Origin of the sequence: Bacillus canaveralius (assembly GCF_002860125.1) — a bacterium.
GTDB lineage: Bacteria > Bacillota > Bacilli > Bacillales > Cytobacillaceae > Bacillus_BJ > Bacillus_BJ canaveralius.
The window spans coordinates 132,801-157,665 of the sequence record NZ_PGVA01000026.1 but is presented as its reverse complement, the minus strand read 5'-3'; the positions used below and the strand labels follow the sequence as shown (position 1 = coordinate 157,665).

Here is a 24,865-nt window from a genome sequence, read left to right as displayed (position 1 = left end):
TGATTTTTATTCCATTTTTTCATCCTTGACTTTTTCATAGATTTTTTGTGCAACGCTAGTGATTTATGCTAGAACAAGAGATTTGCTTTAAAATTGTTGACAATGGCACAGGGATGCCGAAAGAAAGATTAGCCAACATTGGAGAGCCCTTTTATTCTACAAAAGAAAAGGGAACTGGGCTTGGCTTAATGACTTCTTTTCGAATCATTGAAAATCATCAAGGCCGGATAGAATTTGACAGCGATGAGGGAATTGGCACGGCGGTGTCGATATTCCTTCCGCGCTAAACGGGAAAGGTTACTGCGGTCGCGGTAGCCTTTTTTTGCGAAGGTTTTTCGTTAACTTATTCAAACAGCAGGTTCAATGTTTATATTAAATGATCGTATAGGAGACATGAAAATCAAGACTCTGAATGATTTAAACTATATTAATGAGTGGAATTCTGCACACCAAATAAAGACAGTAGAATTTGAGGAAAGGATGACTCTGCCTATACAAACCCTAGCCTTTTAACTATTACAAAATCTGTAAGTAGGTTGATAATAAAAATAAGTCTTGGTCTGAATAATAAACAAAAGGTGCTAAGATAAAAAAAGTTTTTTCAATACGAATATGTAATATTTACAAAGAAATCATATTGGTGATCTCATTAAGACTCCTATTGTATATTGGAATTAACAATGTTGCAGAATGAATAATATTAACAATTGGCCCAGATTTTAGTAAGAGAAAAATATTCTAAAATACATTTTCTCTGAGATAGTTATTCTTCTATAGGTATATATTCACCTAGACCACCAAGACCATCAAGTGTAGGAATTCCGATGCTTGCTGTATAGTTTCCGTCACTAGCACCGCCAGCATGGGTCTCTGCGAGATTAATACCTATTTCGGCTGCTGCTTCTTGTGCTTTGTTAAATAGCTTTTCTGTCTTATTTGTTCTTTCCATTGGAGGGCGATTTATTTCTCCCTCGATTTCAATTTCAGTACCATCCATCATTGGTGTAAGATTCTCTATGAATTTCACCATGCGTTCTGCTTCTACCATTGTTTCTACCCGGAAATCAATCATAGCCTCAGCTTCCTCAGGCACGACATTGCTGCGTGTCCATCCAGTAACGACTCCGACATTTACAGTTGTTCCGAGTGCATAATCGGTTAATTCTTCAAGTCTTATAATTTGATAAGCCATTTCTTTTATCGCACTTGTTCCAGCTTGATGATGATTTCCAGCATGAGCGCTGACTCCTTTAACTTTTAGTTGATAGATTCCTACTCCTTTCCTTGCCGTTTTTAAAGCTCCGGTTTTTGCAACAGGTGGTTCCGTAATAAAAACCATACTGCTCTTTTTTGCTTCTTGTTCAATTAATTTTCTCGAAGTCTGGCTTCCAACTTCTTCATCAGAAGTGCAGAGAAAGGCGATTTCAAATTCCAGCCGGTAACCGAGTGCAAGAAAAGCTTTGACTGCCCAAATAGATTGGATTATGCCGCTCTTCATGTCTAAAACACCGGGTCCATAAAACTTGCCTTCCTCAATTAAAAGTGGAAGTCGGCCTTTATCCCAAACTGTATTAAAATGGCCGATAATTATCACTCTTGTATTGCCTGTTCCTATGGTAAACAATAAATGATCTCCACGTTCCTTTTGCCGAAAACGTTGCGGTTTTATGCCGAGTCGCTCCAAAATATATTTTCTAATACTTGTCCGCATTGATCTACTAATTCTTTTTCTCCAGAGGGAGACTCTGCTTTTACAAATTTATAAGATCATTAATCATTTCGTGCTGATGCTCTTTTAAAAATTGAACAATTCTTGACATATTCATCCTCCTAGCATACTTACAGCATAAATTCTATTTAACATAACAAATAATAATAATCAAATATATTAGAATATTTTTATTTTTTTGCAAATATATAATTGACAAAATATTCGAATAAAATTATAGTGGTTATTAAGAAATTTATGGAACATTTAAGGAATATTACCGAAAACAAACGGGGGGTCTCAAAGTGCAGGATATATACAGTTACATAGACGAGAACAAAGAAGTTTATATTCAATGGCTTCGTGAGCTATGTCAAATACCTAGCGTTGCAGCCCAAAATAGAGGAATGGAAGAAGCAGCGAATAAAGTGATCAGCTACTTGAAAGAACTGAACGGTGAGACAAAACTTGTTCAGACATCTGGTTTTCCTGTGGTATATGGGAAGATAAATGGAAAAATTTCCAAAACACTGTCTTTTTACAATCATTACGACGTCCAACCTGAAGATCCAAACGACCTTTGGGATTACCCCGCATTTGAAGGTGTGATCGATGGCGGAAAAATGTTTGCGCGAGGAGTTGCTGATAACAAAGGTAATCTAGTCGCGAGACTAGCAGCTGTACATGCCTATCAGCAAGTTAGGAAGGAACTACCTCTCACAGTTAAATTTATCGTGGAGGGAGAAGAAGAAATTGGAAGTATTCATTTGGAAGAGTTCAGCGAAGTCCATCAAGACCTAATAAAAGCTGATGGTTGTATTTGGGAATTTGGCTATCGGAATGCTGACGGAAGGCAACAGATTAGCCTTGGTGTGAAAGGGATGGCCTATGTCGAACTTGTTTGCAAAGGAGCCAATACGGACATGCATTCAGCTAATGCTGCTGTTATTGAGAATCCAGCCTGGAAATTGTTATGGGCTTTAAATTCAATAAAGGATCAATTTGAACACGTGAAAATTGAAGGATTTTACGATGACGTACTTAATCTTACTGAGGAGGAGAATGTTGCTATCCAACAATTAATCTATAGTGAAGAAGAAATGTTAGCTGGCCTTGAATTGAATTCGTTTCTACTGGATGTAAAGGGAAATCAGCTGAAAGAGCGGCTAATTTTTCATCCAACATGCAACATTTGCGGAATTACTTCAGGATACACAGGGGAAGGTTCAAAAACCGTTCTGCCTTCAGAAGCAAGAGTAAAATTGGATTTTAGACTTGTTCCTAACCAGGATCCACATAAAATAGTCAGCTTGCTTAGAAAACATCTGGATAAACACGGCCACCAAGATATTGAAATAATCGAAATGGGACTGGAAAAGCCAGCCAAAACACCACTTAAGAATCCACTTGCTGAAAGTATTATTAAATCCTCAAAAGAACTGACCGGAATGGATCCAACAGTAATGCCTATGTCACCAGGCACAGGGCCAATGTACATTCTCTGCCAAAAATACGGCATTCCTTCTGTATCTGTAGGAGTAGGCCATTTCGAATCTAATAATCATGCTCCAAATGAAAATATTTTCATAGAGGATTTTATCGAAGGTATCAAATTAATATCCACAGTAATAGATGACTATGCGAATAGATAAGGAGGCTATTAATGAAAGGCCAGATCTCTCTTTTAGAAGAAGCTAAGAAGTTGGAATCAGAATTGATTGCCTGGAGACGAGATTTTCACCAATATCCAGAATTAGGATTTGAGGAGAACAGGACATCAGCTCTAGTTGCCGACTTTTTAGAATCGTTGAATCTTGAAGTGAAAAGAAACGTTGCAGGAACCGGTGTTATTGGCCTTTTAAGAGGAAACACAGATGGACCAACAATAGCTTTAAGAGCTGATATTGATGCCCTTCCTATTTTTGATGAAAAGGATACAGAGTATTGTTCTAAAAATGAAGGCAAATGCCATGCCTGCGGACATGATGCTCACACCGCCATCCTAATGGGAGTAGCGAAACTTCTTTCAGATCAAGGAATTAAAAAGGGCAATGTTAAATTTGTTTTTCAACCGGCGGAAGAAGACGGTGGAGGAGCTCAAGCGATGATTGAAGCGGGAGTGCTTCAAAACCCTGAAGTATCAGCAATTGCAGGCTTGCATGTTAACACTGGTATTGGTATAGGAAATATTACTCTTTCAAGTGAACCCGTTGGATGTGGTGCGGCGGACTTTTTCTCGCTGGCTGTTATTGGACAAGGTGGGCATGCAGCACATCCACATATGTCGGTTGATTCAATTGCCGTAGCCGGACAACTTCTTTCGGCATTGCAGCATATTTCAAGCCGGCAGGTCGATCCCACCGATCCAATTGTCATTACCGTTGGATCCATTCACGGAGGAACGGCCAGTAATGTCATTGCACCTCGGGTTGAAATGACTGGTACTGCAAGGACATTAAACCCTGAACTGAGAAAACGTATACCGGGAAAAATGGAAAAAATTATTAAAGGTGTAACAGAAGCATATGGAGCAAGCTATGATTTCGATTTCCAATTCAAATATCCATCGATTCTAAATGACGAACAAATGACGGAACTTGCTGCTTTCACAGCGGATCAAGTATTAGGAGAAAAACACTATAAAAAAGTAAAGCCCGCTATGGGTGGAGAAGATTTTAGCTTTTATACAGAGCTGATCCCTGCTGTATTTTTCCGTCTAGGAGTCGGCAGTGACAAAATCGTAAGGTACCCAGGGCATCATCCAAAGTTCGATATCGATGAGAAAGCTCTGCCCTATGGCTCGGCTATGCTGGCACAATTGGCATTAAACTATTTAAACCGTTAATTTGCGTTCAATAAATTATTAGGGGGAAAACGATGAAAAAGCTTATTGTTGTACTGACAATGTGGGTCCTTATATTGAGTCTTGCTGCCTGCAGCTCCGACTCTTCTAGCAGCTCGCGAGACGAAAAGGCTGCAGTAAAGAAAGACAAAACTCTGACGATCGCAACTGGATCTGATATGGTTACGTTTGATATCCATGACCACAATAATACTTCTACTGAAGCGATTCATATCAATCTATTTAACTATCTTGTTAAAACAGCAGAAAACGGTGAATTTGCTCCCGATTTAGCAGAGTCATGGGAAAATATCGATAATACAACTTGGAATTTTAAATTACGTGAAGGAGTTAAGTTCCATAATGGCGAGGATTTTACAGCAGAAGACGTAAAGTTTACTCTCGAACGTGTCGCAAAGGACAATACCCTTCTGGAGTATGGTAACTATAAACAAATTAAGGAAGTAAAAATCATCAGCGATTATGAATTTTCCATTATTACAGAAACGCCTGAACCGGCAATGTTGAATCGTCTTTCTCGTCTTGGTTCCGGAATACTGCCTTCTCAATATATTCAGGAAGAAGGCTGGGAAACTTTCCTTGAAAAACCGGTGGGGACTGGACCTTACAAATTCGTAGAGTGGAAAAAAGATGACCGGGTTGTATTGGAGTCCAATCCTGATTATTTTGCTGAAAAACCAAAGTGGGAGAAATTAATTTTCCGTGCTATTCCAGAAGATTCTACCCGAGTTTCAGAACTTCTTACAGGAGGGGTAGATATCGCGACGAATATTCCTCCAACCGATTGGAACCGTATCAAGGACAACGAGGGAACCGCATTGGCTGAAAGTCCGACCCAGCGTGTTATGATGCTTACTCTTCGCCATGACAAAAACTACCCCACTTCTGATCCTAAAGTGCGTGAAGCCATTGACCTGGCTATCGATAAACAAGCGATTCTGGATAATTTGATGGAAGGTGCCGGGACTGTAACTAGAACCCGTGTGACACCAGGGAATAATGGTGCAAATGAATCTTTATATAATACAAGCCTTTACGATCCGGAAAAAGCTAAACAACTGTTAAAAGAAGCAGGATATGAAGACGGTTTAGAACTAACATTAAGTGCCCCAAATGGTCGATACCTTAAAGACAAAGAATCTGTTGAATTAATGCAAGCGATGTTGAGTGAAGTAGGAATTAATCTAAAACTTGATTTACTGGAATGGAGTTCCTTTAATGAAAAATATAACAGCAAGAGCTTTGAAGATATGTTCCTGATTGGCTATGGCAATTCAATGTTTGATGCTGCATTGGCCATGGATAGACTGCTATTTGAACGGGCTAAAGGAGAAACTGACTATAATAATCCAGAAGTTGAAAAACTGCTAAATGAAGCAATGAGCAATATGAACAAGGAAGATAGGATAAAGCAATACCAGCGAGCTCAGGAAATAATAGCAGAAGACCGGCCGTATATCTTCCTTTATCAATTAGACTCGATTTATGGTGTTCATAAAGGGCTTTCGTTTAAGCCACGTTTAGACGAAATGCTGATTGCGGATGATATCACTCTGAAATAATAGTTGCATTGTTTTAAGAAAAAGAACTGACGGATTCTTTGAAGTCGGTTCCTTCTTGTCATAATGAGGAGGTGCTTTCATGAAGTTTTTACTAAAAAATATATTCCGTATTATACCGGTGCTATTTATTATTACTGTTATTGTTTTTGTCTTAGTCAGAGTAACTGGTGATCCGGTTTCACTGATGCTGCCTGAAACTGCTACTGATGAAGAACAGGAGCAACTGAGAGAAAGTTTGGGTTTAAACGAACCGCTCTATAAACAATATCTAATATATTTAGGAGATCTTATTAAAGGAGACTTCGGAGATTCTTTTAGGTACAATCAGCCTGCGTTTGACATAGTAATGGAGCGTCTACCCGCAAGTTTCAGCCTTGCTTTTGCTTCAATGATTGTAGCGACTCTTATTTCTATACCACTGGGTATTTTATCTGCAATTAAAAGAAATTCAATATTAGATTTATTAATTACTAGTGCCTCGGTGCTTGGAAAGGCTATGCCAAGCTTTTGGTTAGGTATAATGCTCATTCTTTTATTAGCTGTCCATCTGAATTTGTTTCCGGTTTCAGGAACAGGGTCGACAAAACACCTTGTACTACCGGCAATAACGCTCGGTACAGGAATTGCCGCTGAAATGACAAGACTAATACGATCTAGCATGCTCGAAATCCTAAGTCAGGATTATATTCGAACAGCAAGAAGCAAAGGGTTATTTGAGGTTATTGTAATTAATAAGCATGCTTTTCGAAACGCACTCATACCTGTTGTTACGATTATGGCTTTGCAAACAGCTACCTTAATAGGTGGAACGCTCATTACAGAAACGGTATTTTCATGGCCTGGAATGGGGCAGCTGTTAGTTCAAGCTGTAGATTTACGTGACATGGCAGTTGTACAGGCCGCGACTTTTGTTATTGCCATACTCGTAATTGCCAGCAATCTTCTCGCCGATCTCACTTACAGATACCTGGATCCAAGAATTAAATACGAGTAAGGGGGCATGAATGGATGTATCTGGAAACTAATAAAGAACTTACAATAAACATACCTAAAAAGAAAGGAAACGTTGGATCATCAAGATGGATCAGAATGCTGCTGAGAAGCAAAACAGGAATGGCAGGAATGCTCATTGTTCTTATAATGGTTTCTATGGCTTTTTTTGCAGATATTCTGACACCACATGATCCTGCGCAAACGAACGTTGCAGCACGGCTCCTGCCCCCGTCATGGTCAGAAGGAGGAGACTCAAGTTATCTGCTAGGAACCGATAATTTAGGAAGAGATATTTTAAGTCGTATCATAGTGGGGTCAAGGGTTTCCTTATTAGTAGGGATCAGTGCCGTTTTTCTTGCAGGAATAATTGGCCTTGCGATGGGACTTATAGCAGGATATTACGGAGGATTCATTGATCGTTTTATAATGCGTGTTGTTGATGCTATTTTGGCAATCCCAAACATTTTGTTTATGCTCATTATCCTAGCAATTGTCGGTCCGAGTTTGATGACACTCATTCTGGTACTTGGGGTTACAACTTGGGTCGTTTATGCACGAATGATCAGGGGAGAAACGTTGAGTATAAAAGAACGAGATTATGTACGTTCAGCGAAAGCGGTTGGTGCCAAAGATTTTCATATAATAACGAAATATATCATGCCAAATATTATCTCATCTTTTATTGTAATTGCCACGTTAAATGTAGCCACAACTATTATCTTAGAATCATCATTAAGCTTTCTGGGCCTCGGTATTCAACCACCAGACGTATCTTGGGGACTAATGCTTAGTGACGGAAGGGAATATCTAGCAACCAGCTGGTGGGTTGCAACCTTTCCTGGACTTACAATTACAAGTACAGTATTGGGAATCATCTTTCTAGGTGACTGGCTGCGGGATGTACTCGATCCAAAGATAAAAGCTAATTAACAAAAGGAGGGATTGTATGTCAGCGGCATTATTACAAGTAGAGGATTTGAAAGTTCATTTTAAAACGGATGAAGGATTTATATCTTCGGTGAATGGTGTATCCTTTACGGTTGATGAAGGAGAGACTGTTGCAATTGTAGGAGAATCTGGCTGCGGAAAAAGTATTACATCTTTATCCATATTAGGCTTGATTCCAGCGCCAGGAAAAATATATGATGGAAAAATTATTTTTTATGGCAATGATTTGACCCAAATGAAAACGAAGGAGCTTAGGAAACTCCGGGGCAAAGATATTTCTATGATTTTCCAGGAGCCTATGACGTCATTAAATCCAGTTTTCACCATTGGGAATCAGATAATGGAAGTCATTATACTTCATAATCAGGTGGACAAAAAACAGGCATTAAAAAAAGCAATCGAAATGCTGGAAATCGTCGGAATACCAGATGCTCAAATGGTGGTGCGTAGGTTTCCCCACCAACTTTCGGGTGGTATGCGTCAAAGAGTAATGATAGCGATGGCGCTGGCATGCAATCCAAAACTTTTAATCGCGGACGAACCGACGACCGCTCTTGATGTTACTATTCAAGCACAAATTCTTGAATTAATCAAAAAGTTAAAAAAAGAATTTAATACAGGGATAATTATGATTACCCATGATTTGGGAGTGGTAGCTGAGGTAGCTGATCGGGTAGTGGTGATGTATGCTGGCGAAGTTGTAGAAGAGGCTACAGTATTTGATTTATTTAAAAATCCAAGACATCCCTATACAAGGGGTTTATTGAGCTCTATTCCTAAAATTGATCATGTAGTAGAAGAATTAGGTTCGATAAAAGGGTCTGTACCAAATCCATTGCAAATGCCTGTTGGATGTAAATTTCATCCACGCTGCCCTCTTGCTACTGACATATGCCGTAAAGATCATCCACCATTAGAAGCCGTCAGCGCTGTTCATAAGAAGCGTTGTTTCCATGTATAAGGAGAGTGGTAAAAAAGATGACAACAATAATGCCCAAGAAAAAGACGTTGCTAAAGACCGAAGGGTTAAAGAAACATTTTCCTGTCCAAAAAGGATTCATCAAAAAAGAAATTTCTTTTGTAAAAGCAGTAGATGGAGTTGAACTTGAAGTATATGAAGGGGAAACATTAGGAATAGTCGGAGAGTCTGGCTGCGGGAAGTCGACTACTGGTCAAATGCTTTTGGGGCTTCTAGCACCGACAGAAGGTAAGGTCTGGTTTGAGGACCAAGAGATTACAGCACTCTCCAAGGAAGAGCTACGGAAACTAAGAAAAGACATACAGGTGATATTTCAAGATCCATTCTCTTCCCTTAATCCCCGCATGACGGTAGAGCAATTAATTGGTGAGCCACTAAAAATTCATGGCGCAAAAAGTGCAACTGAGATTCATAACGAAGTTGTTTCCATGCTTGAGGTAGTAGGTCTAAATGATTATCACTTAAAACGCTATCCCCATGAATTCAGCGGAGGGCAGCGCCAAAGGATTGGCATTGCGAGGGCGTTAGCCTTAAAACCAAAACTAATTGTGTGCGATGAACCAGTATCTGCTTTAGATGTATCTATTCAGGCACAGATATTAAATCTTCTGAAAAAGCTTCAGAAAGACTTTCAATTAACATATATCTTTATAGCCCATGGCCTGCCTGCAGTCCGGCATGTCAGTGATCGTATTGCGGTCATGTATTTAGGAAGAGTAGTGGAAATTGCGGATAGGGATTCTCTATTTCAGAATCCGACCCACCCTTATACCGAAGCTCTTCTCTCCGCGATTCCAGTACCAGACCCAACTATGCGGAAAGACCATAAATTACTTGAAGGGGATTTGCCCAATCCTAGCAACCCTCCTAGTGGATGTCGTTTCCATACCAGGTGTCCCTATGCACAAGCCATATGCATAGAGGAGGAACCTGAGCTTAATGAGTATCGTGTAGATCACCAAGCAGCATGTCATTTTCCGTTAAATGTATAGAGGAAAGGCTGACTTTATAAGTGTAGTATGTTCATGGCATGCTACACGACCTTTCTTTAGAAATATTTTTATTCAGAGATACTAGCGTTATCATATTTTTTATATCACAAAAAATTTAAGTATAGGAGTAGATATGCTTGTTATATACATACGAGGAGAAGCAAGGAATTAATATATGAAAATTCGTGTAGGAGTAATCGGTCCTAATGATTCGATTGAGATTGTAAAAAATGCAGCAGAAGAATTTGAAAAAATTGAAATCTATCCATACCCATATGTGAAAGTCGAAGAAACAAATCAGATTATCTTACAGAATAGAGAACACGTTGACCAATGGATTTTTTCGGGACAGGCCCCTTACTATTATGCATTTTCAAATGGTCTTATATCAGAAGATGAAGGGAGCTATCCTCCTTTAAATGGGAACAGTTTGTACAAGACGCTCCTTGAAGCTCAGATAAAAGAGCAAAAGATATTTAAAAGGATCAGTTTGGATACGATTCAGGAACATGAAATCGAAGCCATCCATGATTCTATTTCTCCGTTAGAAATATTGCCCTTTCCTTATACAGGATACATGCCGGCGCAGGATATAATCGACTATCATGTGAATTTATATCGTAAAGGGGAAGTAGACATTGCTATCACATGTATACAAACGGTGTATGCCAGCTTAAATAACCTTGCAATTCCGTGTTACCGAGTCATCCCGGATATTCCCTCGATCCGGCTTATCCTTCAAATTCTAAAAGAACGAGGAGAATCATTTTGGTATCGAAAAGCACAAATAGCGATTCTGGGTATAGAAATGTTTCAATCGTCTTCAGAGGAACAGTTTTATTCCTATAAAATGAAGCATCAGGAGTTGGAATTAAAACGAATCCTGCTCACATATGCTGAATTGATCAACGGTTCTTTCGTCCAGATTGGAGATGAGGATTTCTTCATTTATACAACACGAGGAGAGTTAGAGCTCCAGTTGAAAGATCACTCTCTCATTAATTTAATTAAGGAATCCCATCTTCATAGTAGATTAAATATTAGAATTGGCATCGGATATGGAATCACTGCCTTGGAAGCGGAACAAAACGCCCGCAAGGCCATTCAGTATGCGAGAAATCAGGAGAACCCAGCAGTTGTGCTTGTAGACGAAGATAAAAAGGTCACAGAAAATGTATCAATGGAACAACAATTATCATATTATGTGCGGCAACAGGGAAGTGACTGGGAAGAAAAGCTTAAAGATGCACACATTAGTCCAACAGTTATCAGCAGAATTCAATCACTCTCATACCATTATAAGAAGAATCATATCACTTCCCAAGAGTTAGCACAGTGGCTTAAGAGTACTGAACGCAATGCAAGAAGGATTTTATCGGAACTGGAAAGACTCAAACTGGTGAGAATTTGTGGAGAAGAGCAGTCAGGACAAAAAGGTCGCCCAAGAAAAATATATGAATTAAAGCTTCATAGCTAAAACCCTTCATTCAATACAGAATGAAGGGTTTTTTATAGAAACATTAAAAAAAAGAGGATAATTGTCCGATAATACAGAATTATTAATTAAGGAATACAAATGGAAAATTTCCTTAAATGAAAATGCGCTAAGTTAGATACTTTAGTAACGTTAAAAATAACTTAAATGAGGTGGAGTTATGGGTAATATTTCTACATCGCTAAAGTCACAAAATGAAAAAGGATTTACGAGTTTTTTGAACTTCATAGAACGAGTTGGGAACCGTCTTCCCCATCCTTTTATGTTATTTGTATATCTTGCTGCCTTTATGCTTTGCATTTCTTGGTTTGTAAGTCTTTTTGAGGTGAGTGTTATCCACCCGGGATCGGGCGAAGAATTAAAGATCAAGAGCTTGATATCAGGCGAAGGTCTACAATTCATGCTAACTTCTATGTTAGAAAATTTCACTGGATTCAAGCCGCTAGGCCTGGTACTTACAATGATGTTCGGAATTGGAATGGCTCAACGAGTTGGCCTATTCGAAAGTGTCATTAAGAAAACGATCATCAAGGCACACAAATCCATAATCACGTATACTGTATTTTTTATCGGGATCATGGGGAATATTGCTTCTGATGCGGCATTCGTTATTATCCCTCCCTTAGCTGCTCTTATATTTTATTCGCTAGGCCGCCATCCAATAGCAGGTTTGGCAGCTGGTTTCGCAAGTTCTGGTATTGGATTTACAGCGAATATATTGATTGCAGGAACAGACGCTTTACTATCTGGAATTTCTACGGAGATAGCCCAAACTATTAATCCAGATGTTGTAGTCACACCAGTTGATAACTGGTATTTTATGAGTGTTTCTACTTTTGTCTTAACAATAGCAGGGGGATTGTTGACTGAAAAGTTTATTGAGCCAAGACTAGGATCGTATACAGGGAATGTAGAAAAGGAGGAGCTTGATTTTAAGTCAACCCCCCGTGAAGATAAGGCAATTCGAAATGCTTTAATCGGTGCTTTAATCTATATCGCTCTCGTATGTTTAGTTCTATTTATTCCGAATTCACCATTAAGAAATGAAGATGGAGGTCTGATTCCATCGCCATTTTTAGATGGAATCATTCCAATTATCTTTCTCTTTTTTGTTACTGTAGGGACTACGTTTGGCGTGACAATCAAGAAAATCAATAAAGTAAGTGATGTTCCGGAATTAATGACAGATTCTATCAGAGATATGTCAGGCTACATTGTTCTAGTATTTGCAATTGCTCAATTTATTGCATATTTTAATTGGAGCAATCTTGCCACATGGATTGCGGTCAACTCTGCCAATCTGCTTTCTTCCATGAATTTAACCGGCATGACAGTCATCATAGCCTTTGTCCTATTGACAGCCATTCTAAGTCTATTCATTATTAGTGGTTCCGCATTGTGGGCCCTTGAAGCACCTATTTTTTTACCTATGCTAATGATTTTGAACTATCATCCTGCTTTCATTCAAGTAGCATATCGAATTGGGGAATCCTCCACTAATATGGTCACACCGCTTAATCCCTATTTTGCTATATTATTAGCATTTATGAATGAATACGATAAAAAAGCAGGTATAGGAACTCTTATGTCTTTAATGATACCTTACACGATCGTTTTTCTGATTATCTGGATTATTCTGCTCGTTGTCTTTGGCCTACTTGGAATCCCGGTAGGACCAGGAGTAGAGATGTACTTGAATAAATGATGTATAAGGAGATATCTTTTCTCCTGGCTATTTTTTTTAATTCATAAGGAAAGAGTGGTAAACAATATGTTCACAACGTCCAAAAAATTTCTAGATGAGACTTATAGTCTAATGGTGGGATGGAGACGTGATTTCCATCAATATGCCGAGTCTGGATGGTTAGAATTTAGAACAGCATCTCTCGTCGCCGCTAGGCTGGAAGAGTGGGGATATAAAGTATTGGCTGGAAAAGAAGTAATTGATGAAGACTCCCGAATGGGGGTCCCTCCACATAGATACTTAAATGAACACGAGAAAAGGGCTTTAGCACAAGGTGCAGATCCAAATTGGCTTCCTGTTTTTTCGGGTGGCTTTACAGGAGTCGTTGGTGTCTTGGACTCTGAGCGGCCTGGCCCTACCATCGCCTTGCGTTTTGATATGGATGCACTGGATATACAGGAATCCCATAGTGAGGACCATGTTCCTGTGAAGGAAGGGTTTGTTTCGGTAAATCCGGTTATGATGCATGCCTGCGGCCATGACGCGCATACTGCTATTGGACTCGGTTTGGCCAGAATATTATCGTTCAATAAACAAGACTTAATAGGAAAAGTAAAATTGATATTTCAGCCTGCCGAAGAAGGCGTTCGTGGTGCCAAATCCATGGTGGAAGCAGGTGTATTAGACGATGTAGATATCTTTTTTGCTTCTCATGTGGGGACGGGCATTCCGTTAGGTGAAGTCGTTAGCGGAGAAAATGGTTTCCTGGCTACAACGAAAATAGATGTTACCTTCACTGGAAAAGCTGCCCATGCTGGAGGGAATCCTGAAGAAGGGAAAAATGCTCTTTTAGCTTCAGCATCTGCTGTGTTAAACCTACACAGTATCCCAAGGCACAGTTCGGGCCAGTCTCGCATAAACGTTGGTGTTTTACAGGCAGGAAACGGAAGGAACATTATCCCTTCAACCTCCCATATGAAACTAGAAACGCGCGGACAAACAACGGCTATTGATGAATATATGGTAAGACGTGTTATAAAGATTCTTCAAAGCTCTGCAACTATGTACGACGTAGATTTAGACATTAACGTGGTCGGGGAAGCAAAAACAAGTGATTGCAGTGAGGTTCTCAAAAAGTATATTGAGAAAATTCTACTCAAAATTGCTGAAGTGAAAAACATCCGGAACGGTTCACCGTCTGCAGCAGGGTCTGAGGATGCTACTTATATGATGGAAAGAGTTAAAGAAAATGGAGGTGTAGCCTCATATATGATTTTTGGAACAACATTAGCTGCCGGCCACCACAATGAAAAATTCGATATTGAAGAGTCTGTAATGCGAATCGCTGTCCTATCATTGAGTCAGTTGATCTTGGATATCAACCAATTTACCGATGAAAAATTACAACAGCATAATGAGCGAGGTAAATCTTATGATAAAAGCTGACTGGGTTTTAGAAATTGAGAATTTAATAGAAAACAATCGTGAAGGTTTTATTTCTATCAGTGATCAGATTTGGGAATTCGCAGAAACACGGTTTGAAGAATACCAGTCCGCTGAACTGTTGGCCTCAACTTTAGAAAAAGAAGGCTTTATAGTGGAAAGAGGCGTTGGAGGATTACAAACAGCCTTTATTGCAAGCTTTGGAAGTGGGAAACCAGTTATTTCACTCTTGGGAGAATATGATGCTTTATCCGGTCTAAGCCAAAGGCATGCAACAGATATCATAAATCCGATAATCAAAAATGGTAACGGACATGGTTGCGGCCATAACTTATTGGGAACCGCACCTTTAGCGGCTGCAATTGCTGTGAAGAAATATATGGAACGATATGGTTTGAATGCCACCATCAAATATTATGGATGTCCGGGCGAAGAAGGCGGATCAGGGAAAACATACATGGTCAGAGAAGGGTTGTTTGATGATGTCGACTGTGCACTCACTTGGCATCCAGCATCCTTTAGCGGTATTTTTTCTACACCTACATTAGCAAACTATCAAGTTTATTTTAAGTTTAAGGGGACAGCAGCCCATGCAGCTAATTCCCCTCATTTAGGGAGAAGTGCTTTAGATGCAGTAGAATTAATGAATGTCGGAGTGAATTATTTAAGGGAACACATTATTCCGGAAGCTCGAGTTCATTATTCAATTGTAAATTCAGGGGGGATTTCCCCAAATGTCGTACAAGCAGAAGCAGAAGTGTTATATCTAGTTCGTGCACCTAAAATATACGATGTTAAAACCATTTTTGAAAGAATTCATAATATCGCCAAAGGTGCAGCTCTTATGACGGATACTGTAGTTGAGGTTCGATTTGATAAGGCGTGTTCAGACTATGTTCCAAATCATATCCTTGGGGAAATGACGTATCAAAACCTTGAGTCTTTTAGTGTTCCTTTATACCATTCGGAAGAACTAAAGTTTGCAAACGCCATTCGTCAAAAGATTACTACAGATGATGTTAACAATACAATAAATGAAATGAATAAGATTTCAGGAGACTCAATTACTCATCAAATACGAGAGCAATTATTTTCAGATAAGGTAGTTCCGTATTCTGGAACTAGTAGACACGTTATGTTTGGATCCACAGATGTTGGAGATGTCAGTTGGGTTGTTCCCACGGCGCAATTTTACGGATTATGTTTTGTATTGGGAACTCCTTTGCATTCCTGGCAACTTGTCTCTCAAGGGGCAACAAACATTGCACATAAAGGGATGCTTCAGGCAGGAAAAGTACTAGCAGGAACAGCCATACAAATTTTTCAAGAACCAGAGGTTTTAGAACGAGCGAAGGTGGAGTTACAGGAAAGAAGACAAGGGGTAGAATATGAGTGCCCCATCCCTAACCATATTAAGCCTTCACCTTTATAATTCAACAAGTATAAACTAATCACATTGCAACTGGTTTATTCCCTTGATTTTTTTAAAACATACTAGAACATTTTGCTTGGGGTTCTATAGGAACCTAATCTTAGATGTTAGGTGGAGTTGATAATTTGACTAGTAAAGATATCACAATTTCGGCTGCAGTAGATGAGGTAATCAAAAAGCTCTTAACAAAAAATCGAGTAAAAACGGGATTGGACTTTATAAAGTTGGATAATGATCAGACATTATTGGATCAAATCAAATTGACGGAGATTCCCGCTCCTACATTTCAAGAGCAGCAGCGCGCAGCATATTTTGAAAACAGATTAAAAAACATTCGGGTTACAGGATGTGCAGATAGATGATGCAGGTAATGTGTTTGGAACACGTAAAGGCAGAGGGAATGGACCAACTCTTGTTGTTTCCGCTCACCTTGATACTGTTTTCCCTGAAGGTACTAATACAGATGTTAAAGAAAAAGAAGGAGCATATTATGCACCGGGTATTGCAGATGATGGAAGAGGACTTGCGGCAATATTTTCTCTTATAAGAGCATTCAATCATACAAGTCTTGAGACAATCGGAGATATCATTTTCGCAGCTACTGTAGGGGAAGAAGGATTAGGAGATTTGAAAGGAGTTAAAGCATTATTTAATGGTAGTTTCAGTATCGATGGGTTTATTTCAATTGAACCTGGTGAGCCTTCACGTACTACTTATCTCGGTACAGGTAGTCGCAGGTATAGTGTTAATTATATAGGGAAAGGAGGCCATAGTTTTGGAGATTTTGGTTTACCAAGTGCGATTCATGCTATGGGTCGAGCGATTGCTGACATATCTAATTTAACAACTCTAGATGAGCCTAAGACAACTTTTACAGTTGGCACTGTTAATGGAGGCACTTCAATCAACACGATCGCAGAAAAAGCTAACATGATGATTGATATACGTTCCACCTCTCACGAAGAGTTGTTCAAACTCGAACAACAGGTCTTAAAAGTTGTAGAGCGTGCAGCAGATGAGGAAAATAAGCGCTGGGGGGGTAACACAATACGCGTGGAATATGATCTAGTCGGCTATAGACCCGCAGGTTCTCAAGCACCCGATTCATACATAGTGCAAGCTGCGTTAGCAGCAACTAGGTCTCTTGGTTTTGAACCGAAATTAGGCAACCCATCCAGTACGGATTCTAATGTTCCTATAAGCATGGGTATACCAGCAGTCACCCTTGGAGGTGGTGGTGAGTTTGGCGGAACACACACATTGAATGAATATTCCATTCCTACAGAGGCGTTCTATGGAGTACAAAAAATATTTTTAACAATTCTGGGTCTTGTAGGGGTCGACAATTTAATTGAACCACTTTTAATAAAATTAACCACAAAACAAAATTAATTGATAGTGAACGCTTGGAACAAACAAGACCAATACTGTTAAATATGCAATGCCGGCTTATCAATTGTAATAGGTATATTTCCCTTTATATTTGCTGGTATCGCAGTATTTCATTCCGTTAAGAACTTGCACTCAGAATAATTACCTGCTTCAGTATGATCGTTGTTATAACAAGAAACACAGAAATTGGTGCTTTATACAATCAAACGCTATGATGATATTTATAGTTTGATAATTATACTCAGAATGCTAAAGAGGTACGGTTTATTGAAGAAGATACGAAAATAGATATTATGTGTTGAACCAAAATAACAATTAGAGGGTAAATGAATTATGGAAAATGAAAAACTAAAAATATTTGATAAAGATAGAAATCAAGTTGGTGTTGCTACACGTGAAGAAGTACATAGGGTAGGACACTGGCATGAAGCATTCCATTGTTGGTTTATTAGTAGAGAAGAGGAAGTAGATTATATTTATCTTCAACTTCGTAGTGACCTGAAAAAAGATTATCCGAACCTTTTGGATATTACTGCTGCTGGACATTTATTAGCCCATGAAACTGTACATGATGGAATAAGGGAGATTAAAGAAGAAATAGGTATTGATGTTTCTGTTAATGAGTTAGTGCCATTAGGAATTATTGATTACTGTGTTATAAAAGAAAACTTTATTGATAAAGAAATAGCTAACGTATTTTTATATGAAAGCAATAATGCTTTTGATGAATTTACATTACAAAAAGAAGAAGTTTCAGGGATTGTAAGAGCTGAATTTGATGATTTTAATGAGCTTTGGTTAGGAGAAAAAGAAGAAATTCGGATAAAGGGATTTGAAATCAATAAGGATGGAGAAAAGATTTTAATTGATAAGTTTGTTGGAAGAAATAAATTTGTACCACATGAGAATTCATTTTATGAAAGCGTTATACAATTGATTAAAGAGAAAATTAAAGACATAAAATTATTGTAGGTGAACTTGATGAGGACACCGAGAACGCCACTATTAGAGCATCGATACAATTTCAAAATCTGTGATGTCATAACTTTATGTAAAACTGGTGGGCACTATTAATTTTGAAAAAGAATAGGAGATTAAATGAATATTGGTTTAGGTTTAGTTCTTATTCCATTGGCTTTATTGTCACTACTAATAGGTATTTACTTTAGTAAAAAGAAAATAGGATTAGCTTTGGGGTTTATCGGCTCCGGGATAGTAGTTTCTATCTTAACGATATTATTGTTGACTGGAGTTATTGACCCATACTCTAATCATATTAGATAAATCTTCGAAAAAAGCTTGTAGGCCTTGCCTAAAATAGGCCTTGTCTACAAGCTGGATTATCACTTATTTTTCTCGTCGCTACGTCCATCATTTTCGATGGTTTCTAGTTCGGTCACCCGCAATCTTCTTCCAGCGGGACTTTTCAGCAAGTGACGCGCGTTGATCTTCTTTTCTTGCAAGAAAAGCAAGTTCCTTCTGAAGTTTAACATAGTTTTTATAACGCGCTTCATCCAGTGTTGCGTCAGCAAGTGCCTTCTGTATAGCACATCCGGGTTCAGTAGTATGTTGACAGTCCCTGAACCTGCATTGCGATGCCAAGCCCTCTATATCAGAAAAGTTATGACCTATACTTTCATCCGTACCCCAGAGCTGTATCTCCCGTATTCCGGGAGTATCAATGATTATTCCGCCATCCTTCAATACAATTAACTCCCTGTGTGTGGTTGTATGACGGCCCTTATCATCGTCTGCTCTAATGGCTTTTACTTCCAGTTTTTCTTCGCCGTACAAGGCATTTGTTAAAGTGGACTTGCCCACTCCTGAAGAACCAAGAAGCGCGACCGTCCTGCCTTCCTGTAAATAAGGTGTGAGCTGTTCTAACCCATTGTTTGTCTCGGCACTAATTGCGTGAATGGGTACACCCATTGTAATGCTTTCCACTTCTTTAATGCGTTGATTAATATCTTCACAAAGATCGGCTTTGCTTAATACAATAACCGGATTGGCTCCGCTTTCCCATGCCAAGAGCAGATACCGTTCAATACGGCGGAGGTTAAAGTCTGTATTTAGCGCAGTGACCAGAAATACATCATCTACGTTGGCAGCTACAATCTGCTCTTCGGTCGTTAGTCCCGCTTGTTTTCTGGAGAATTTACTTTTACGCGGCAAGATTGCATGAATCGTTGCTTTTTGTTCCTCAGGTCTAACCGTTATAACAACCCAGTCACCTACCGCCGGAAAGTCCTGTCTCTCCGAGGCCAAATGGCGCAGTTTGCCGGTGACTTCGGCAAGTAGTTCGCCGTATTCTGTATATAGACGGTAAATTCTTTTATGCTCAAGGGCTACTCTTCCGACTGTATAGCTCCCGTTTTGATAGGAAGTAAATCCTTTTTCGAAAAATAAACTCCAACCTAATTGCTTTAATTTCAATTTAGTTTCCTCCAATGATTGAATGTTTTTTTGAAAAACAAAAAAGACCGGCGTACCGGTCTTTGCAGTGGAAGTCTGCTAAAGTCAGAACTTCCCCGTTAAATAGAAACCATACGCTATTTTCACAGCCCATGGATCATAAACATTCAACCATTGAAATGGAAATATTAATTTAAATTAATACTTCCTTGTTACCGAAGGGCTGTGATATGAAATTAACAATGCTTTCAGATATTGTATATACGCTCATATTACATTCCTCCTTTGAATAGCATAAATATTATAAAAATAACTTTATCATAAATAGGAAGGAAATGAAACAGATTACTCTAAATTTTTCCTTTTTCCCAAAGCAATAATAAAGTTAGAAAAATAGGTCCAAGACTGAAAAAGACTTTTACTAACAAGCGGCATGTAATTACTCAATGTGGTTCCTGGAGTCACACTGCGGTTAAGTGATTTTGCGTAGTGTGGATGCTAATCGGGCCAGGTCACAAGGATATAAAACAATTGAAATTGGTACTGGGAATTCAAGTATAATGCAACTTGCTCTTTATCAAAATGTGGTTTTAGGATAACTGGAGTCGACCGGGATTTTTTTAAGAGACATTACTATAGAAGCAATTTTTGAGAACGGAATCCAGTGTCGGAATATGATACGTTTATCATCAGATTTATAATAACTACATCCACAATTGTTTACAAACGAATACAAAGTGAACTTGAAGGAACCTGAGGTGATTCTATTGTTAAATGATATTAATATCGCAGAGTTAACTACGATTGATGAACATATTAATCAGCTTTCTGAGCTTTTGGTAAAAGTGGTGGAAGAGGGAGCGTCAATAGGCTTTCTGCCACCTATGACGCTTTCAGAGGCAACTAAATATTGGGAAGCTGTCTTATCACCAGAAGTTATTTTGTTAGCAGCGAAGATTAACAATCAGATTGTCGGGAGCGTTCAACTCATTCTGTCCACTAAACAGAATGGAACGCATAGAGCGGAAGTAGCAAAATTAATGACACATCCCGATTATAGACATAATGGCATTGGTCGTTTATTAATGGATACCGTTCAAAAAAGAGCGATTCAAGAAAGCAGGTCGCTGTTAGTTCTTGATACAAGAGAGGGTACCCCTTCAAATCACCTTTATAAATCATTAGGTTTTCAGGAAGCTGGACGGATCCCTTATTACGCCAAGTCAGCAAATGGGGAGCTACATACAACTGTTTTATATTATAAATGTCTTTAAGCTTTGGAGAATTGGGAGATTTCAATTAAAAAGCTCGGGATTTATCGGGTTGCTACATTTGCAACAGCGGCTTAGCTAAAGAATCTATTAGAACAATTTCCTTTTTAGGAAGGAATATGGCAAACAATACAGAAAATATATAGCAGGACATAAAAAGAAAGGGAACGGTGATAGTATGGCAGTTCAAGCAGATAAAATTTTTGTCAATTTGCCGGTAAAAGATTTGCATAACTCCATCGATTTTTTTTCACAAATAGGATTTGAATTTAACGCCCAATTTACCGATGAAAATGCCACATGTATGGTGATCAGCGAAAATATATTTGTCATGCTACTGGTTGAAAATTATTTTAAGAGTTTTACCAAAAAAGATATTTCTGATGCTACTCAGACTACAGAAGTGATTGTAGCGTTATCTGCTGAAAGCAGGGAGCAAGTTGATGAGATTGTGAATAAGGCGCTAGCAGCTGGCGGAAAGACTTCTAATGACCCAGTTGATCATGGCTTTATGTACGGATGGAGTTTTCAGGATATAGATGGACATCTATGGGAGCTAATGTATATGGAGGAAAGTGGAGTCAATTAGAATCTAATCATCCTCGATAATAATGATGGGAGCTTTACTGATATAGCAGTGAAGGCTCCCTTTTTTATTGTTTAACAAATCATCAACGTGGAAAAGGCAACCTTTGTCAATCATAAAGCAGTAGGGTGCGGTTGGGTTCAAGATTATGGACCCCATTTAAGAACGGGAAGAAAGTTACATCGATTCCATGATTTATTCGTATTAGATGAGCAAGAAATAAGGGTATTGCAGCATCACTTTTTGAAAGTATAAGGCGATGGTCTGAGGTAAACGGAGCTTCCTGGTTACAGTGGAATGCGAATCCTGCATCATCGGGTTTCTATAATAGATTAGGGTTTAAATCGATCCCGGAAGAAGATGAAGGATTTCCATTTTATGAACTAGTTTTTGAAGAAGAGAACCATTAATTTCCCCGTTTGGTGTACGAGCATTTAGGTTTCTGTGTATACAACAAAGTGGACAAAGCATATTTATATAGAAACAGAAAGTGTGGTGATGACATTGAAGAAAGTGAAAAGGAGCTATCCGTTGTGGACAGAGCTTCCTTATGCAGGTGAAAACCGGCCGCCAACCAATCCGGTTGAACAGTTTCGGGTCAGTGGCGAACGTACTATATTCGCCGCAATCCGAATAAAGGGTTTGAGACATTAGATGGATGTCCAATAAAGCTTGCGGTTCGAAACCCAAATACAATCGACTGGTGTAAACAACTTGGAATGGTTCACCATGTTTTAGATAATTTAACAGAGAGGCAAATTATTATCGCAAAGTATTGGGGGGGTGGACCTCCTTCAAAGCAGTGGATCCCAATTGTGGAACAATTAATCGACACGTATGGTGTTGAAGCACCCAGAGCAGCCAGGATTCTTGCCGCTTTTTATGCTGGATTAAATGATGCTTTAGTTGCTACATGGTATGTGAAATACAAATGGCTTGTAGCCAGGCCAAACCAATTTGATGAAGATCTTGCTACTGTAATATGTACACCAAGACATCCGTCATACACATCGGGTCACGGTGCGGTCGCAGGTGCGGCTGAGGTTATTTTAAGCTATTTCTTTCCAGCAGAGAGCAAACGTATTCATGAATTAGCTGAAGAAGACGCACTGTCCAGACTTTACGGTGGGATTCACTTCCCTATTGATAACGAACAAGGATTACGTCTTGGCAGACAAATAGGCAGCATTGTTGTAAATGAATTGCAAAAAGACAGTAGTGCTCGAGGACCAGTTGATGTCCCGTATCGTGAGTTCAAAAATGCTGAACTTATGCCACCATATGAACAAGCATGTATCTCTGACTCGGATCAGATGTGTGATTCGTTAGTGATGGATACGTCGTGTTAATAACAATACCACTATGCGGCTTTAAATAGAGTTGAAAAATTATATTTATTCACAGTTCATTGATTTTTACTATTGAGTTGCTACGGCAGCTTTTTTTGCTGGTGGGGCAGGATAGTTTAATATCATATTGCCGATATATACCATAGTTTATGTAGCCTATGATGCTAAACTATTCATACAGACATAAATTTAATAAGGGCTTCAATTCAAAAAGAGGGGGAGAGGAAAATAATTTGGTAATGAAGAAGAAAGTGACCATGATTTCTCGGTGTAAGGCATGGGATAAAAATCTTAAAAACCAGGTATTTGTACTTTGTTTCGCTTATCAAGATCATCGCATGCCTTTGTATGCAAACATTATCAGTGTAACTAACAATAAGACGTTAATAAACTGACACATACAAAAGGACCAAAAAGATTGGTCCTTTCGAACTATGAATAACAAATTAATTAGGCCCTATATTAACCCCAATTTCGGCTCAGCAGGGTTCTTAAGCCCAGATATATTAACGCAAGAGAGAACACGATGATGGCAAGTGCTCCGATAATTTGGAATAAAGATATTAATCCGGTAAGAAAAGATACTGCCGGAACTTTTAATAGTGCAAATCCAGCCAGAATACCAGCTAAAAATAATAATACTGTATTGTTCATTGTCTCACCCCTTTTTAATCATGATGGTCGGCCAGCTAATTTCAATAGCGACTCCAGCTTGCCAACGGTGAAGCTGGGCTCAGGAAAAATATTGATAGGCTCGATTGCTAAAAGGGTTTGCGAAATATAGGATTTCCACGCTTCACTGTACATTAATATATGAAACAAACTTATCTAATGTCCCATTTTAACAGCCTATTTTGTAAGGGTTTTCGTATATTTTATTTTTTCGTCGGACAAAACAAAAAATCCTTTCTGTCCCAGCACCATCACTCCGTTCAAACTCACGAAAACTTAACCACTTGTCGAGTCCATAATCGGCTGAAAACCAATCTCCTGATAGATATGATTCGAAGTTGAATTGGAGAGATCAATGTATCTTTGCAATAGGAGAACTCTTTTAAGAGCTCTTCACATTGTCGCGCGACAGGTGATGTTACATACCGCTTGTTCCGCTGCTCCCGAGGAGTACGGACCAGATAATTACTTTACATATATACCCGCTTTCATTTAGTTTTATTGGAAATAATTGGCTTTAATATAATAAAAATCATTAAAGGGAGATTGCTTATTTTCGAAGATCTCGTTGTGTAACCAGTATTTTCCTTGTGCAATTCTATCTTTTTTGATACATTTTTTCGCAGAGGATGTTTTATTGAAGCTTGTTATCGAGGGGATTTTGCTCGCAGATACAAAACATCCAGCCGTGGATAAAAGCATTCCATCATGATAAAATGTAGCCGAACGCCGAAGAACATACATACTGACCAGAAACAGAGGGCATTTGTGAATAAGAGCCACTAATAAGGGAATATGAGAGAAAGGATAGAGGAGGTTATAACATGAGTGAGTGCAATGTCGATCATTCTCATGACGATGTCAAAAATAAATTTGCGTCACAGTCTGAATATTTGCCGAAAGAAATCACGGAGTTATTTTCAAAATTTTTAGCTGAAGAGCATACGCAGGACATCCTGAATAATGTGTTCCATTTACTGAAAAAATACGATCTTGCAGATGAACAAGACAAGCAAGAGCGAAATCGCAGACTAGAGTTAATTTTAAGAAATGTGTAATTCGCGGAACAGTTTGGATGTTAAAT

23 protein-coding genes and 2 pseudogenes are annotated in these 24,865 nt (G+C 38.8%); 22 read left to right on the top strand and 3 right to left on the bottom strand.

The window, feature by feature from the left end:
• Positions 1-86 precede the first annotated feature (86 nt).
• A pseudogene (locus CU635_RS12095) lies at positions 87-287 on the top strand (ATP-binding protein); the annotation flags it as partial.
• 476 nt (positions 288-763) lie between these two features.
• Here CU635_RS12095 and CU635_RS12090 read toward each other — a convergent pair.
• Positions 764-1,624 (bottom strand): M20/M25/M40 family metallo-hydrolase, encoded by an 861-nt coding sequence (locus CU635_RS12090; RefSeq protein ID WP_180956553.1) that lies wholly within the window; start codon positions 1,622-1,624, stop codon positions 764-766.
• A 389-nt stretch (positions 1,625-2,013) separates the two neighbouring features.
• Between CU635_RS12090 and CU635_RS12085 the strand changes: the two genes are divergently transcribed.
• The 15 genes from CU635_RS12085 (at position 2,014) to CU635_RS12020 (ending at position 18,775) form a co-directional block, all read left to right on the top strand.
• Positions 2,014-3,360, top strand: a complete 1,347-nt coding sequence (locus tag CU635_RS12085) for a M20/M25/M40 family metallo-hydrolase (protein ID WP_101577621.1) — start codon at positions 2,014-2,016, stop codon at positions 3,358-3,360.
• 11 nt (positions 3,361-3,371) lie between these two features.
• Positions 3,372-4,553 (top strand): M20 metallopeptidase family protein, encoded by a 1,182-nt coding sequence (locus CU635_RS12080; protein WP_101577620.1) that lies wholly within the window; start codon positions 3,372-3,374, stop codon positions 4,551-4,553.
• A 32-nt stretch (positions 4,554-4,585) separates the two neighbouring features.
• Entirely contained in the window at positions 4,586-6,133 is a 1,548-nt protein-coding gene (locus CU635_RS12075; RefSeq protein ID WP_101577619.1) for an ABC transporter substrate-binding protein, read from the top strand.
• A gap of 79 nt (positions 6,134-6,212) precedes the next feature.
• A complete protein-coding gene (locus CU635_RS12070) occupies positions 6,213-7,127 on the top strand; it encodes an ABC transporter permease (protein WP_101577618.1) in 915 nt (304 codons plus the stop codon).
• Positions 7,128-7,141: 14 nt separating this feature from the next.
• Positions 7,142-8,056 carry an ABC transporter permease gene (locus tag CU635_RS12065; RefSeq protein ID WP_101577617.1) on the top strand — a complete coding sequence of 305 codons (915 nt, stop codon included), beginning with the start codon at positions 7,142-7,144 and terminating at the stop codon, positions 8,054-8,056.
• Between the two features lie 16 nt (positions 8,057-8,072).
• Entirely contained in the window at positions 8,073-9,035 is a 963-nt protein-coding gene (locus CU635_RS12060) for an ABC transporter ATP-binding protein (RefSeq protein ID WP_101577616.1), read from the top strand.
• 17 nt (positions 9,036-9,052) lie between these two features.
• A complete protein-coding gene (locus CU635_RS12055; RefSeq protein ID WP_101577615.1) occupies positions 9,053-10,045 on the top strand; it encodes an ABC transporter ATP-binding protein in 993 nt (330 codons plus the stop codon).
• Positions 10,046-10,220: 175 nt separating this feature from the next.
• On the top strand, positions 10,221-11,522 hold the full coding sequence (locus CU635_RS12050) for a hypothetical protein (protein ID WP_101577614.1): 1,302 nt from the start codon (positions 10,221-10,223) through the stop codon (positions 11,520-11,522).
• A 178-nt stretch (positions 11,523-11,700) separates the two neighbouring features.
• Positions 11,701-13,245: an AbgT family transporter gene (locus CU635_RS12045; RefSeq protein WP_180956552.1), complete on the top strand. Its 1,545-nt coding sequence runs from the start codon at positions 11,701-11,703 to the stop codon at positions 13,243-13,245.
• Positions 13,246-13,356: 111 nt separating this feature from the next.
• The gene (locus tag CU635_RS12040; protein WP_180956551.1) at positions 13,357-14,670 is read left to right on the top strand and encodes an amidohydrolase; all 1,314 of its coding nucleotides are present in this window, start codon (positions 13,357-13,359) and stop codon (positions 14,668-14,670) included.
• Complete coding sequence (locus CU635_RS12035) at positions 14,657-16,099, top strand: M20 family metallopeptidase (protein ID WP_101577612.1); 1,443 nt, start codon at positions 14,657-14,659, stop codon at positions 16,097-16,099. The genes CU635_RS12040 and CU635_RS12035 overlap by 14 nt, the downstream gene beginning before the upstream one ends.
• A gap of 125 nt (positions 16,100-16,224) precedes the next feature.
• Positions 16,225-16,461, top strand: coding sequence for a hypothetical protein (locus CU635_RS24205; RefSeq protein ID WP_308303510.1), 237 nt, complete (start codon positions 16,225-16,227; stop codon positions 16,459-16,461).
• Positions 16,448-17,491, top strand: a complete 1,044-nt coding sequence (locus CU635_RS12030) for a M20/M25/M40 family metallo-hydrolase (RefSeq protein ID WP_308303509.1) — start codon at positions 16,448-16,450, stop codon at positions 17,489-17,491. Before CU635_RS24205 ends, CU635_RS12030 begins: the two co-directional genes overlap by 14 nt.
• 333 nt (positions 17,492-17,824) lie before the next feature.
• Positions 17,825-18,463 carry an NUDIX hydrolase gene (locus CU635_RS12025; protein WP_101577611.1) on the top strand — a complete coding sequence of 213 codons (639 nt, stop codon included), beginning with the start codon at positions 17,825-17,827 and terminating at the stop codon, positions 18,461-18,463.
• 126 nt (positions 18,464-18,589) lie between these two features.
• On the top strand, positions 18,590-18,775 hold the full coding sequence (locus tag CU635_RS12020; protein WP_101577610.1) for a hypothetical protein: 186 nt from the start codon (positions 18,590-18,592) through the stop codon (positions 18,773-18,775).
• An 87-nt stretch (positions 18,776-18,862) separates the two neighbouring features.
• On the opposite strand, the gene rsgA is transcribed toward CU635_RS12020, so the two are convergent.
• A complete protein-coding gene (gene rsgA / locus CU635_RS12015) occupies positions 18,863-19,924 on the bottom strand; it encodes a ribosome small subunit-dependent GTPase A (RefSeq protein WP_101577609.1) in 1,062 nt (353 codons plus the stop codon).
• A 485-nt stretch (positions 19,925-20,409) separates the two neighbouring features.
• Between rsgA and CU635_RS23820 the strand changes: the two are divergent.
• The 5 genes and pseudogenes from CU635_RS23820 to CU635_RS11995 all read left to right on the top strand — a co-directional run.
• Positions 20,410-20,604, top strand: a pseudogene (locus CU635_RS23820) (N-acetyltransferase); the annotation flags it as partial.
• Between the two features lie 66 nt (positions 20,605-20,670).
• The gene (locus tag CU635_RS12005; protein ID WP_101577608.1) at positions 20,671-21,177 is read left to right on the top strand and encodes a GNAT family N-acetyltransferase; all 507 of its coding nucleotides are present in this window, start codon (positions 20,671-20,673) and stop codon (positions 21,175-21,177) included.
• Positions 21,178-21,352: 175 nt separating this feature from the next.
• Complete coding sequence (locus CU635_RS12000) at positions 21,353-21,763, top strand: VOC family protein (RefSeq protein ID WP_101577607.1); 411 nt, start codon at positions 21,353-21,355, stop codon at positions 21,761-21,763.
• Positions 21,764-22,258: 495 nt separating this feature from the next.
• Positions 22,259-22,414 (top strand): hypothetical protein, encoded by a 156-nt coding sequence (locus CU635_RS23355; protein ID WP_180956550.1) that lies wholly within the window; start codon positions 22,259-22,261, stop codon positions 22,412-22,414.
• Between the two features lie 65 nt (positions 22,415-22,479).
• Positions 22,480-23,109: a vanadium-dependent haloperoxidase gene (locus CU635_RS11995; RefSeq protein WP_101577606.1), complete on the top strand. Its 630-nt coding sequence runs from the start codon at positions 22,480-22,482 to the stop codon at positions 23,107-23,109.
• Positions 23,110-23,571: 462 nt separating this feature from the next.
• Here CU635_RS11995 and CU635_RS11990 read toward each other — a convergent pair whose 3' ends face one another.
• Entirely contained in the window at positions 23,572-23,763 is a 192-nt protein-coding gene (locus CU635_RS11990; RefSeq protein ID WP_101577605.1) for a hypothetical protein, read from the bottom strand.
• A gap of 842 nt (positions 23,764-24,605) precedes the next feature.
• Here CU635_RS11990 and CU635_RS11985 point away from each other — a divergent pair.
• On the top strand, positions 24,606-24,839 hold the full coding sequence (locus CU635_RS11985; RefSeq protein ID WP_101577604.1) for a group-specific protein: 234 nt from the start codon (positions 24,606-24,608) through the stop codon (positions 24,837-24,839).
• Positions 24,840-24,865 lie beyond the last annotated feature (26 nt).

Bases quoted from the DNA above. Each gene is read 5' to 3' on its own strand.
- CU635_RS12080 (WP_101577620.1), top strand. From the start codon at position 3,372: ATGAAAGGCCAGATCTCTCTTTTAGAAGAAGCTAAGAAGTTGGAATCA.
- CU635_RS12075 (WP_101577619.1), top strand. From the start codon at position 4,586: ATGAAAAAGCTTATTGTTGTACTGACAATGTGGGTCCTTATATTGAGT.
- CU635_RS12070 (WP_101577618.1), top strand. From the start codon at position 6,213: ATGAAGTTTTTACTAAAAAATATATTCCGTATTATACCGGTGCTATTT.
- CU635_RS12065 (WP_101577617.1), top strand. From the start codon at position 7,142: ATGTATCTGGAAACTAATAAAGAACTTACAATAAACATACCTAAAAAG.
- CU635_RS12060 (WP_101577616.1), top strand. From the start codon at position 8,073: ATGTCAGCGGCATTATTACAAGTAGAGGATTTGAAAGTTCATTTTAAA.
- CU635_RS12055 (WP_101577615.1), top strand. From the start codon at position 9,053: ATGACAACAATAATGCCCAAGAAAAAGACGTTGCTAAAGACCGAAGGG.
- CU635_RS12050 (WP_101577614.1), top strand. From the start codon at position 10,221: ATGAAAATTCGTGTAGGAGTAATCGGTCCTAATGATTCGATTGAGATT.
- CU635_RS12045 (WP_180956552.1), top strand. From the start codon at position 11,701: ATGGGTAATATTTCTACATCGCTAAAGTCACAAAATGAAAAAGGATTT.
- CU635_RS12040 (WP_180956551.1), top strand. From the start codon at position 13,357: ATGGTGGGATGGAGACGTGATTTCCATCAATATGCCGAGTCTGGATGG.
- CU635_RS12035 (WP_101577612.1), top strand. From the start codon at position 14,657: ATGATAAAAGCTGACTGGGTTTTAGAAATTGAGAATTTAATAGAAAAC.
- CU635_RS12025 (WP_101577611.1), top strand. From the start codon at position 17,825: ATGGAAAATGAAAAACTAAAAATATTTGATAAAGATAGAAATCAAGTT.
- CU635_RS12020 (WP_101577610.1), top strand. From the start codon at position 18,590: ATGAATATTGGTTTAGGTTTAGTTCTTATTCCATTGGCTTTATTGTCA.
- CU635_RS12000 (WP_101577607.1), top strand. From the start codon at position 21,353: ATGGCAGTTCAAGCAGATAAAATTTTTGTCAATTTGCCGGTAAAAGAT.
- CU635_RS23355 (WP_180956550.1), top strand. From the start codon at position 22,259: ATGACATTGAAGAAAGTGAAAAGGAGCTATCCGTTGTGGACAGAGCTT.
- CU635_RS11995 (WP_101577606.1), top strand. From the start codon at position 22,480: ATGGTTCACCATGTTTTAGATAATTTAACAGAGAGGCAAATTATTATC.
- CU635_RS11990 (WP_101577605.1), bottom strand. From the start codon at position 23,763: ATGAACAATACAGTATTATTATTTTTAGCTGGTATTCTGGCTGGATTT.
- CU635_RS11985 (WP_101577604.1), top strand. From the start codon at position 24,606: ATGAGTGAGTGCAATGTCGATCATTCTCATGACGATGTCAAAAATAAA.